The sequence below is a fragment of the Mycobacterium sp. KBS0706 genome (genome assembly GCF_005938675.2).
In the GTDB taxonomy this organism is placed as follows: Bacteria; Pseudomonadota; Alphaproteobacteria; order DSM-16000; family Inquilinaceae; genus Inquilinus.
Genome location: NZ_VCCH02000089.1, coordinates 1 through 12,109 on the forward strand (window position 1 = coordinate 1; position 12,109 = coordinate 12,109).

Sequence of the window (12,109 nt, forward strand, 5' to 3'; positions counted from 1 at the left end):
GAGGCGGGGACCACTGGATGGCCACGCCCCTTCGGGGCTCGCCATGACGGGTTGGTATTCCGGGCTGCGATATGGAGGAATCGGCCGGTGCCCGCGCGGATGCGAGCAAGTACCCTGCGCATTTGCGCGCGGACACGCGCAGTCCCCTCCCCCTGCCCCCTTCCGCAAGGGGAGGGGGAGAGATTGGGCTCCGGTGCTGCCGGATCGCTTACAGATCCTCTGCCCGGATCGGATTCCGTTACAGCAGCCCGTCTTCCTTGAAGAACCGCACGATATCTCGTTTGAACAGGTTGGGCCTGTCCTGCGCCGCGAGGAATTCGGCCGCGGTCAGGTTGGGGGGCGGGCCCGGTGTCCGCCAGGTCCGCCAGTCCGCCACCACATAATCCGGACTGAGCGACCGCGCCCTCTGCCGCATCGCTTCGAAGCGGTCGCGGGTGGCGGCGATCGCCTTGCCGGTCAGCAAGCCTGAGAGCTTGGACAGCAGCCCGGCGTCGAGATCGCCGTCCATGAGGCGCCTGTAGAGCTTCGCGTCGATCAGCCTGGCGGGGCCGGGTGAAGAGGCCCTGCCGCCGTCGACCAGCTTGTCCTGGTTGTCTCCGAAGCAGAACTCGTTATCGACCCCGGTGACCTTCACCCGGTCGCCCTGGATTTCGATGAAAATGTTGCCTCTGTGGCGATCGAGCTCGCCTGTCCCCATGTCGGTCCATTCGAGCCTGTTCAGCTGTTCCAGCAGGCCGGCCTGGGCGTCGGGCGACAGCGGCGCGGTCCACGGCTTGACGAAGGGGCGAGCGAAGCTGGCCCACCGGCCATCGTGCTGTTCGATGAGCAGGGCCTTTCGCCGGGCCGGCCCCATCCGGTCCGCCCCCGCCTGGTCGGGCCAGTCCAGCCAGGCTTTCTCTCCCACGGTCGGCTTGCCCTTCGCCAGGTCCATGAGCAGGCCGATCCGTCCCTGATGGAGGGCGAAGCACGCTTCGGGAATGACCTCCGCACCGAGGAATTCCGAAACCAGCCGGCTTGCGATGCTGCGGTTGCCGAAATTCGGTTCGCGGGGCGGAATGCCGGCCTCCACCAGGACGGAAAAAAACGGACGGTCCGGGTCATAGCGGTCGAGCTCGGGCTTGAAGACACGGGGCGTGCCGTCCCGATGCACGAGCCTGGCGACCGTGTTGCTGCTGCCGGACCCGAATTGCTCGACCGAATTCCCGGCATCGAGCGTGCTGTCGTTGTAATCGGCGAATTCGCAGTCGGCAAAGGCGATGCCGCGGATCTTGGCGGCGAGCGCCTGCCCGACGGTTGCGTGTCCGGCAATTTTGCCGAAGCAAGGGTCGTCCAGAATCAGATCAAGATTTTTCGGCAGGGCGAACAGGTAGCGACGCGCCGCTTCATGGAGAGCCCAGGCCACCTCCTGCTTTTCATCGTCGCCGATCTCATCCTGTTCGTCCTCATACGCGGAGGCGGACGCCATCAGCCGCTCGATCGGATCGGCAATGTCTTCCAGAATGGCGGACCGGTTGCCGCTCAATTCGGCGAGAGGCTTGTCCTTCAGCACGGAGATCTTCTTCCGGCTCTCGGCGAGAGCGGCAATCAGGGTTCCATGATGAGCCGAACCCTGCGGGACAGCGCCGATCTTCTCCGTCAACTGGTCGACGGCCATCAGTTCCACCCGCATGGCGTGCTGCAGCGCCGACGGACGCCACTTCACGCCGCAGAGTTCGCCAACATAGTTCTGGACCGCAGCGGTTATCGGCATCCAGGCCTCTTCGGCGAACGCTCCGCCTTCCCCCGTCACTCTCCCGTGACAGGATCGCCGTGAGGCCGCTCCGATCAAAATGCGTTGGTGCCATCCCGCCATGCCTCACCCGGAGGACTTCAGGGCTCCACGACCGCCAGGCCGCCCACCGTCAAGCGAGGATGGGCTCGCCATGGCGATATCCCGTGACCGCCGCCCGGATGCACCGCTGTTCCGAATCATGCTCGGTCGCCGCAATGCGGATCGGCCATCGAATTCAATAATTTCCCCGAGATTTATCGAAATTGCAGAGATCCGATCTATTTCTTCTTACCCCGCAGCCGGAGATTGACAGGCACCGGGCCACCACCCATAGTCAATTGATTGTGACGACCTATCAATGATTCATGTCATGCGATAGTAAAATCATGCTGTTCTGCATGCATGAGAGAATTCATACGGAGATACTATCATGGCGGATTTCAAGAACACCGTGCTGATGATCAACAAGGCCAAGGCCGGGATCAAGATCGACCGGGATCCCAATTTCGACGACATGAAGCTGATCTTCGACGGCAGGACGACGATGGATCCCTATACGCTGGAGCCGGGGCAACAGGTCCATGTCGGCTCCACCTATGGCAATGATATGGGCGTGTGCCTGACCTATGGCGGCAATGACCGCTACATGGAGCTCGGCATCGACCCGGAGGCCGGCACCAATCCAGCGGTGTTCAGCGTGATCAGCGACAGCGAGGACGACGGCAGCGGCCCGCTGGCCTATGCGCTGCAGGACCAGACGCCCGACTCGATGACGATGACCCTCCGCGACAAGGGCTGAGCAAGGGCGGGCGCGGCGGCCGCGGCCAGGAGCCGATAGGGGGAATCGGCCGGTGCCCGCGCGGATGCGAGCAAGTGCCTGCGCATTCGCGCGGACGCGCGCAGTCCCCTCCCCCTGCCCGCCTCCCGCGAGCTAGGGCATATACACATCGATCGGCGTCATCCGATTGCCTCTCCCGCTTGCGGGAGAGGTCGGGCTCGCGCAGCGAGACCGGGTGAGGGCGGCTCGGCCGCGACACCAGGATTGGCGTTTCAGGACCAGGTGAATCAGGTTCTCGCTCGCGGCAAAGCAGCACTTTTGGCGACGCCGCAATCCCCTCACCCGGACATCCTTCGGATGTCCGACCTCTCCCGCAAGCGGGAGAGGCAATTTGTTCGCACGCCCGCCGTCGGCGTCGACGATCTATTTGTATATGCCCTAGCTCCCGCAAGGGAGGGGAGAAGAGCGGGGCTCCGGCGTTGCCGGATCGCGTCCGGTCATGCCGCGGGCTCGGCGACCTCGGGTGCCTCGGTCGTGTCGGCATGGATCTCGTCGCGGATCAGCCGCAGCGTCACCGCGTGCAGATAGCGCCTCAGCTCGATGTTCAGCTCCTGGAACTCCGGCCACAGGATCCGGTCGACGAAGCCTCGCGGCGCCCGCACCATCACCGTCGTCCGCCGCTGCCGCTTGTAGCGGAACGGCCTGAGGCCGTAGCGCCGGCACAGCGCCACGAACAGGTGCCGCGACCATTGGTCGGGCAGCGAGACCTTCGTCTCCTCCGCCGGAGCCCGGGACTGCTGCCGCTGTTGCTGCTGTTGGTGCTGGTGCTGCTGTTGCTGCTGTTGCTGCTGCTGCCGCAGCCGCGCCCGGATCCGCTCCAGCGCCGCCGCCGCCGCCAACCGCTCTCCCTCGGTGCCGGCGCCGGCATGCAGCGCCTCGATCTTCCGCAGCTTCTCCCGCAGATCCGCATCCGTCGCCATCGTCGCAATCCCCCACCGTCACCCGGCACTCCGCCTATGTTCTATTTTTGTTCTTGACGCGATGCCGCGTCAAGTCGCACAATTCAGGCACAGTCGAAGAGTTGCGCCCGCCCGGCCCCCGCCGCGGCGGGCTTTTTCGTGCGAGGTCGAAGATGCGCGACGATTTGATGGGGATCAGGCAGAGCTGGATCGATTTCGCGGAGCATTTCACGCTGTACGGCGATGCCAAGGCCGCGGCCCTCCATGCCCGCTTCGATCCGGGCAACGCCAAGAAGCAGGGCTACGACATGCTGAAGAGGCCCAAGATCCTGATCTTGTGCTTCGAGGTGGTCGCCGGACGGCGACTGCAAGGCAGGTCCCCGCCGCCGCCGAATGTGATCCGCCGGCTGGTCGACGCGACCGAGGCCCGGCTGCCCCCCGGCGCCACCACCGGTCGCGCCGTGGCCGAGCTGGCAGAGCTGGAACGGGCGTATCGGGAATTCCGCCGCGACCTGGGGCTGGACGACGAACTGCTGCCGAAGCGGGATGCCATGCCCGCCGCGGCCGAGCCCCCCGCCCTGCCCCCTTGCGACCTGGCGCCGGCGTTCCGGCCGCTGCTGCTGCCGTCGCGCTACAAGGGCGTCCACGGCGGCCGCGGCTCCGGCAAGTCGCACGCCTTCGCCGAGCTGCTGGTGCGGCGCTGCATCGAAACGGCGCCGGTGCGGGCGGTGTGCATCCGCGAGGTGCTGCGGTCGCTGGACCAGTCGGTCAAGCGGCTGATCGAGGACAAGATCCAGGCGCTGGGCATGGGCAGCCACTTCCGGGTGCTGGCCGACCGCATCCTCGGGCCCGGCGGCGGCCGGATCATCTTCCAGGGCATGCAGAACCACACGGCCGAAAGCATCAAGTCGCTCGAGGGCTACGACATCGCCTGGGTCGAGGAAGCGCAGGCGCTGTCGATCCGCAGCCTGGACCTGCTGCGGCCGACCATCCGCAAGCCGCGGTCGGAGCTGTGGTTCAGCTGGAACCCGGTGCAGCCGAGCGACCCGGTCGACGCGCTGTTCCGCGGCGGCCCGCCGCCGCCCGATGCCGCGCTGGTGCAGGCCAATTGGACGGAGAACCCGCATTTCCCGGCGGTGCTGCAGGCGGAGATGGAATGGGACCGGGCGCGCGACCCGGACAAGCATCAGCATGTCTGGCTCGGCGGCTATCGCAGCCACAGCGAGGCGCAGGTGTTCGAGAACTGGCGGGTGGAGGCGTTCGAGACGCCGGCCGATGCGCGCTTCCTGTTCGGCGCCGACTGGGGCTTCGCCCGCGACCCGACGGTGCTGGTGCGCTGCTTCGTGCAGGGCCGGACGCTGTTCGTCGACCACGAGGCTTATCGCATCGGCTGCGAGATCGACCGCACGCCGGCCCTGTTCGACACCGTGCCGGGGTCGCGGCGGGGCCCGATCATCGCCGACAGCTCCCGGCCGGAGACCATCAACTACATGCAGCGCCAGGGCTTCGGCAGCATCACCGGGTCGACCAAGGGGGCGGGGTCGGTGGAGGACGGGGTCGAGTTCCTGAAGGCGCACGACATCGTGGTGCATCCGCGCTGCCGCCACCTGATCGACGAGCTGGCGCTGTACAGCTATCGCACCGACCCGAAGACCGGCGAGATCCAGTCCGAGCTGGAGGACCGCGGGAACCATGCCGTAGACGCCCTGCGCTATGCGGTCGAAGGGCAGCGGCGGGGCGGCTATGACGGCTCGATGAAATGGGTGTAGACGCCGGGGTGACGATCCCCGCCGCACCCTGCATGACGGTCGGTCGCCGATCGGCGGCCGCCCAGACAGGTCGCTCGCCCTAGCGAGCAGGCTCGCCGTGCGACAATTGGCGCAGAATCAAAAAAATTTCGGCGATGATAATCCGATCGAGGTTCGCAGGAAGGAATAGATCACCACCGCTTCGCTTCGCCAAGATTTTAGTCAATCAGACTACATATATAACTATTCATCAAAACTGGATTTCAAAATTATTCGATTGCGATCCAGTTTCAAACACCTCCCTTTGGTGGATACCGATCAAGTGATTCGCACCAAGGAGAATGATTGGCATGGCCATCAACGGAACTGCTGCCTCCGACAGCCTATGGGGCTCGGATGGGTCCGATCTCATCAACGGGTACGAGGGCAACGACAAGGAATATGGCCAGGGGGGGGACGACCGGCTCGATGGCGGCAACGGCAGGGATTATCTCGAGGGCAATGACGGCAACGACACGATTTACGGCGGCGCCGACACCGACCATCTGGTCGGCGGAACGGGAGCCGACCATCTCAACGGCGGCGCCGGCGAGGACTATATCGAAGGCGGCCAGGGCGCCGACGTCATGGATGGCGGCGACACCAGCACGCTGAACTACATCGCCTACCGCAATTCCACCGCCGGCGTCACCATCAATCTCGAGACCCACACCGCCAGCGGCGGCGAGGCGACCGGCGACAGCTTCGTCAACTTCCAGAATATCGACGGCAGTCCCCATGACGACAATCTGACCGGCAACAGCGGCACCAACATGCTGTATGGCGGGGCCGGCAACGACACGATCAGCGGCGGCGGCGACTACGACTATCTTTATGGCCAGGATGGCAATGATGTGATGCGCGGCGGCTCGGGGTCGACTTACTTTGGCGACGACTTCGACGGCGGCAACGGCAACGACACGGTGACCTACACCGAAAGCAATGTCGGCGTGACGGTCAACCTGGCGACGGGCAAAGGGTCGGGCGGGAACGCCGCGCTCGACGAATATATCTCGGTGGAGAACGTCAACGGCTCCGCCGGAGGCGACGCCCTCATCGGCAATGGCGGGGCGAATACGCTGGACGGCTGGGCCGGGCGGGACACGCTGACCGGCGGTGGCGGTGCCGACCGGTTCAACTTCTCCTCGATCGCTCACACCACCGTCGGCCAGGCCGACACGATCAGCGATTTCAGCCGGGCCGAGGGCGACAAGGTCGTCCTGACAGCGATCGACGCCAACACCGGCGTGGCCGGCAACCAGGCTTTCAGCTTCATCGGGTCGGGGCTGTACACCCATCATGCGGGCGAGCTGCGCTATGCCGATCGCGGCGGCGGCCATGTGACCATCGCCGGCGATGTCAACGGCGACGGCGCCTCCGATTTCCACATCGAGCTGTACGGGGCGTCCCATCTCGCCGCTTCGGACTTCGTGCTCTAGCGCGCCGGCGGTCGAGGAGCCATGGCGGGGAGCCGTGGCAGCTCGATGACGTGGGCGCGGTGACGGGAGGGGCAAGCCTGCCCCCCCGTCCTCGCCGCGCGTCCTTCAGGCCGCGGCGCCGGCCGGCCGCTGGTAGAGCACCGGCGTCGGCAGCGGCAGCAGCGCCTTGCCGCCCCGGTCCAGATAGGGGGCGATGCGCTCCATCATCCCCGGATATGAGGCGCTGGCCAGCAGCACCACGCCCGGCCCACCATCGTTCACCGTGTCGGGCGACCGGATCGGCAGGCCGAGGCCCTCGATCTCGAGGCCCCATTTCTTCGGGTTGCCGTCATAGATGGCGACGATCTCGGACTGCTCCAGCGAGGTCGAGCTGAGCAGGTTGGTGAAGTAGTTGCCGATGCCGTAGACCGCCATCGGCAGCCCTTGCCGGCGGACATCCGCCAGGACGGCGTCGAAGCGGGCGACATAGTCGCGGTACCTGGTGCGGAAGTCGTGCGCCAGGGCGATGTCGACCGCCACGTCGTCCGTCGCCAGGGCGGCGCCGGTGTTGCGGCAGACGGCGCGCAGGATGCCCTTGTGCGAGGTCACCGTGCCGTCGAAGCCGTGCCGCCGCATGCCCCGCAGCAGCGAGGTCGCGGTGAAGTAGTTCGGATGCTCGTACATCCAGAACGGCGCGCCCTCCGCCATCACAATCCCGCAATCCGGAACCTCGAGGGCGACATGGCCGTTGGTGCGCACCACCTTCTGCAGGCCGGCGAGGAAGGTGTCGGGCTCGGTCACATGCTCCAGCACCAGGCGGGCGCTGACGAAGTCGAAGCTGTCTTCCGGGAAGGTGTCGGGGGTGAAGTATTCCAGCGTCGTGGTGACGCCGAAGGCGCGCTCGGCCTCGGCCGCCGCGGCGGCGTTCGGGTCGCAGCCATGCACCGTCATGCCGACCGATTGCAGCCTGGCCAGGAACCGCCCGTCATAGGAGCCGATCTCCAGCGCGTGGCCCGACATCGGCACGCCGGCGGCGACCAGGAACTCCATGAACTCCCGGTGGCGCTCATCCATCTCGGGGTCCGAGGCGAAGGTCGGGTAGGAGCCGTAATATTTGCTGTAGATCTCGTCCAGCGCCCCGCGGTCGGGCGGCAGCAGCTGCATCGCGGTGCCGCAGCCATGGCACAGGCCGACCGTCATCGGCACCGTGCGCCAGATGCTCTCGAACTCGGTCGGCCGGATCAGGTAGCTGTACTTCTCGATCTCGACCAGGACCTCCAATTCGGAGGCGCCGCAATGCGGGCAGCGGTCGATGTGCTTATTCATGACGGACAATTTCCCCCAACCCGGAATGAGTCCGACGACTGTGCCATAGGTCTCGGCGCAAAACAGGACTTGCCGCGCCGTGATGAATGCGGCAGCGCGAGAATATGGATGCGGCGCGCGGCGTTCCTGTCCAAAATCGCGCCGATCGGCGGCCCTGGTCGGTGAGATGCTGAGCGGCAGTGACATCCTCGACGTGATCCGCGATCCGATCGTCCAGACCGGCGTGCTGGCCGTGATCGGCGCCGTGGTGACGCGTTTCGTGCTGCGCCACCACCCCACCCGGCGGCTGGTCGGGCAGCTTGCCTTCTTCGCGGCGCTGACCGCCCTGCTGCTGTACCACGACATCGTGCCCTACCAGGCGGGGCCGGAGACCGCGTCCAACCTGCAGCGCGTCTTCGTCGGCCTGGCCAAGGTGGTCTGGTGGACCAACGCGGCCTGGTCGCTGATCAGCATCGTCCGCGTCTTCCTGATCTTCGAGCGGCAGCCGCGCGAGGGGCGGCTGCTGCAGGACTTGGTGGTCGGCCTGATCTATGTCAGCGCGATCCTCTCGGTCGTCGCCTATGTCTTCGACGCCCCGGTCGGGACGCTGATCGCCACCTCGGGCGTGTTCGCCATCATCCTCGGCCTGGCGATGCAGAGCACGCTGAGCGACGTGTTCTCCGGCATCGCCCTCAACCTCAGCCGGCCCTACGGCATCGGCGACTGGCTGGTGCTGGGCAACGGCATCGAGGGCCGGGTGGTGGAGACCAACTGGCGGGCGACCCATCTGCTGAGCGGCGCCAACGACCTGATCATCGTGCCCAACAGCGACCTGGCGAAGGCGCGGCTGACCAATCTGAGCAGCCCCGAGCGCAGCCATGGCGTGACGCTGAAGGTTCGGTTCCTTCCGACCACGATGCCGTCGGCGATGGCGGAGGTGATGCGCTCGGTGCTGCTGAGCAGCGACGCCATCCTGTCCATCCCCGAGCCGGGCGTGCTGGTGACGGCGCTGGATGCGGATTCGGTCGAGCTGGAGCTGTCGTTCCGGGTGGCGGACCTGTCGGCGACCGGCAAGGCGAAGAGCGAGATCTACGACCTGATCTGGCGCCATGCCAAGGCGGGCGGGCTGTGCCTGGCGTCGTCGGCCGAGGCCACTGTCGCCGCCCCCGCGCCGGCGAAGGCCGAGGAGGCGCCCGATCATCGCCGCAGCACGCCGCTGCGCCTGCTCGACGCCATCGCCCTGTTCGACGCCCTGACCGAGGACGAGAAGGAAGCCCTGGCCGCGACCATGGCCCGCCGCAGCTTCCGCGCCAGCGACACCCTGGTCGAGCAGGGCACGGTGATGACGTCGCTGATGATCGTCCGCAACGGCGTCGCCACCGATACCCGCTTGGACCAGGGCCGCGGGACGGAGCTGCGGCGCTTGGCGCCCGGCGACTTTTTTGGCGAAGGCGGGCTGCTGACCGGCGATGGCGAGCCCGGTACGATCCGGGCCCTGACGCCGGTCGTCGTCTACGAGATCACGCAGGAGGGGCTGGCCCCACTGCTGCGGGACCGCCCGGCGATCGCCGAGGAGCTCGGCACCCTGCTGGCCCGGCGCACCGCCACCGAGCGGCATCGCCTGGAGCAGGGCCACGGCCACGCTGCCGCCTCGGCGCCCGGCCTGGCCGAACGGATCCGGCGCCTGTTCGAGCTGTGAGAGACCGTTTGGAAACGCACTTGGTGCGTCCGTCTGACGGCCGGTTCTCCGCTTCCAGAGCTCACGGACCAACGTCCACGACGCGCCAATTCTCAAAGCGACCGCCAGCGCCCAGCCGTCGGTTTCGGCGCGCCGGGGAGAGGAGATGTTTCCACGCGGCGCCGCCCCCTGCTAGGCTGGACCCATCACTTGGTCGGGACCGCCGCTTGTACGCGAAATCGCTGCACATCCGTGACTTCAAGTGCTTCGGGAAGACGGAGCTCGAGCTGCAGTATCCCGGCCGGACCGGCGACGGCGTGTCCGAGACCCCCAACGTCAACCTGATCTTGGGCGACAATGGTGGGGGCAAATCGTCGGTGCTGCGGGCGCTGGGGATCGCGGTACTAGCCCCGGTACTCCATGAATCCGGCTTCGTCCCATATCGTCTCGTGCGCCGGCCCCGCCCGGGACAGGAGCCGGTCGGTCACGCCCTGCTCAAGATTGAGGCGATCCCGGAAAGGAGCGAGCGTCTGCCCAAAGCGCCGTCATCTAGGAATCCGGAGCTCCAGGCACGGATTGAACGGCGGAGCCAGGGAAGTCTCGATCGGCTGAATTCGAAGTGGTCGTCGGGCTCGTCGATCAGGAGATTGTTCGAAGACGACCGCTCTCCCGCGTTCTTCATCGTTGGCTACGGCGCGACCCGCAGGGTCGAAACCAGCGAGTATTCCGAGAGCAGTGCCCGCAAGTTGAGGGGGCTGCGCTATCAGCGGATCGCCGGGCTGTTCGAGGATCACGTCGCGCTACGCCCGCTCCAGGCCTGGTTGCCGAGACTTCAGGGTGCCGACCGCAGGAGAGCCGTGGCGCAGATCAACCGGGTGCTTCCCCGGAACGTGCGCTTCTCGGGAAGGCTGGATAAAGTCGAGGATCAATACCTCTTCAAGTTCGAGGGCGTGCCCACGCCGTTCTCGGCCTTGTCCGACGGCTACAAGGCCTTTATCGGATGGGTCGGCGACTTGGTCGGCCACCTGTGCGATGTCGCCTCCCCCGGCACGGCACTAGCGGATGTGCCCGGCATCGTCCTCCTCGACGAGGTCGACCTGCACCTTCACCCCGAATGGCAGCGCAACGTGGTGCCGGCATTGGCGAGCGGCTTTCCGAAGCTGCAATTTGTGTTCACCTCGCACAGCCCGCTGGTGGCGAGCACCGTCCGGCGCGAGAACGTATTCGTCACCGACGTGGCCGAGGACGGCACCGCGACGCTCAAGCAGCTCGAGGAGCGGGTCTATGGCCGCAGCGCCGAGCAGCTGCTGCTCTCCTCGTATTTCGGCCTACAGACGACACGGCCGGAATCGTTCCAGGACAAAGCCCAGGAGTTGTTTGAGAAAGCCGCCGAAGGCGACTCGAACGCGGCTCTGAGATATCTTGAGCGCCTGACGGATCCGACCATGCCCCCCAAAGCAGCCACGGGGCAGCGTCGCCGATGATCCGCTACGCGTTCGACCCGGCGACGGTCGAGACCGAGATCCGTGCGGCCGACGCAAAGTGGTTCGGGAAGGCGGAGAAGCGGACGCGCAAGCTGAACCAACTCGGCCGCTTCGAGGACGCATCGCCGATCTGGAGCAAGGCGAAGGCGGCCTTCATGCGGCTACAGATGAACAAGTGCGTATTCTGCGAGCGCCAGTTCGAGAACCCGGACTACGGCAAGATCGAATTCGACGTCGAGCATTTCAGGCCGAAATCGTCGGTGGTGGCCTGGCCGGACCCCATACGGCATCCGAAGCTGCGATACCGGTTCCCGACCGGCCAGCCGGAGGCGGCGGGCTATTTCTGGCTGGCCTACGACCTGCGGAACTACGCGGCCTCGTGCAAGGTGTGCAACACCACATTCAAGCTCAACTTCTTCCCGATCGCAGGCCCGCGCGGGGCCGCCGGATCGGCGGTTGCAGATCTGACCGGCGAGAAGCCGCTGCTATGCTATCCGATCGGCGATATCGACGACGATCCCGAGGAGTTGGTAACGTTCGTCGCCACCACGGCGGTGCCGGCCCGGCCGTCGGGCCACAAAAGGAAGCGCGGTCAGATCATCATCGACTTCTTCGGGCTTAACGAGCGGGAACAGTTGCATCGCGAGCGAGCGCGGATGATCGCACTGTTCGGCGCCGCGCTTCAGGCGAACTCCGACGGCAGGGCCTCCGCAAGGGACCGGCAGGTCATCGCCCGCATGGATTTGCCTGTGCTGCCGCATGCGGGATGCATCCGGGCCTTCAAGAGGCTGTGGGCGGAAGACCGCGCCAGGGCGGAGCGCGCCTACGATCTCTGCCGCGACTTCTCCACCGGCGACTCCGGAACGACGCCGCCGCAACTCTGAGGACAGCGGCGGCAGGCCCCCGTGCCGAGCGGTGCGCTTCAGCCG

Annotated in this window: 9 protein-coding genes; 6 read left to right on the top strand and 3 right to left on the bottom strand. The window is 66.3% G+C overall.

What is annotated here, in order from left to right:
• Positions 1-238: 238 nt before the first annotated feature.
• Complete coding sequence (locus FFK22_RS32740) at positions 239-1,750, bottom strand: hypothetical protein (protein WP_138893628.1); 1,512 nt, start codon at positions 1,748-1,750, stop codon at positions 239-241.
• 451 nt (positions 1,751-2,201) lie between these two features.
• Between FFK22_RS32740 and FFK22_RS32745 the strand changes: the two genes are divergently transcribed.
• A complete protein-coding gene (locus FFK22_RS32745; RefSeq protein ID WP_138893629.1) occupies positions 2,202-2,570 on the top strand; it encodes a hypothetical protein in 369 nt (122 codons plus the stop codon).
• 476 nt (positions 2,571-3,046) lie between these two features.
• Here the strand turns inward: FFK22_RS32745 and FFK22_RS32750 are convergent, their stop codons facing one another.
• Positions 3,047-3,529, bottom strand: a complete 483-nt coding sequence (locus FFK22_RS32750) for a hypothetical protein (RefSeq protein ID WP_138892202.1) — start codon at positions 3,527-3,529, stop codon at positions 3,047-3,049.
• A 152-nt stretch (positions 3,530-3,681) separates the two neighbouring features.
• On the opposite strand from FFK22_RS32750, the gene FFK22_RS32755 reads away from it, so the two are divergent.
• Both FFK22_RS32755 and FFK22_RS32760 read left to right on the top strand, forming a co-directional pair.
• The gene (locus FFK22_RS32755) at positions 3,682-5,277 is read left to right on the top strand and encodes a PBSX family phage terminase large subunit (protein WP_186002777.1); all 1,596 of its coding nucleotides are present in this window, start codon (positions 3,682-3,684) and stop codon (positions 5,275-5,277) included.
• 329 nt (positions 5,278-5,606) lie between these two features.
• Positions 5,607-6,734, top strand: a complete 1,128-nt coding sequence (locus FFK22_RS32760; protein WP_186002778.1) for a calcium-binding protein — start codon at positions 5,607-5,609, stop codon at positions 6,732-6,734.
• Between the two features lie 105 nt (positions 6,735-6,839).
• Here the strand turns inward: FFK22_RS32760 and FFK22_RS32765 are convergent, their stop codons facing one another.
• Positions 6,840-8,039, bottom strand: a complete 1,200-nt coding sequence (locus tag FFK22_RS32765; RefSeq protein WP_186002779.1) for a class I SAM-dependent methyltransferase — start codon at positions 8,037-8,039, stop codon at positions 6,840-6,842.
• Between the two features lie 166 nt (positions 8,040-8,205).
• On the opposite strand from FFK22_RS32765, the gene FFK22_RS32770 reads away from it, so the two are divergent.
• From FFK22_RS32770 to FFK22_RS32780, 3 genes are all read left to right on the top strand, one after another.
• Positions 8,206-9,717 carry a cyclic nucleotide-binding domain-containing protein gene (locus tag FFK22_RS32770; RefSeq protein WP_138892205.1) on the top strand — a complete coding sequence of 504 codons (1,512 nt, stop codon included), beginning with the start codon at positions 8,206-8,208 and terminating at the stop codon, positions 9,715-9,717.
• A 206-nt stretch (positions 9,718-9,923) separates the two neighbouring features.
• Positions 9,924-11,180: an AAA family ATPase gene (locus FFK22_RS32775; RefSeq protein ID WP_186002780.1), complete on the top strand. Its 1,257-nt coding sequence runs from the start codon at positions 9,924-9,926 to the stop codon at positions 11,178-11,180.
• On the top strand, positions 11,177-12,064 hold the full coding sequence (locus tag FFK22_RS32780; protein WP_138892207.1) for a hypothetical protein: 888 nt from the start codon (positions 11,177-11,179) through the stop codon (positions 12,062-12,064). The genes FFK22_RS32775 and FFK22_RS32780 overlap by 4 nt, the downstream gene beginning before the upstream one ends.
• Positions 12,065-12,109 lie beyond the last annotated feature (45 nt).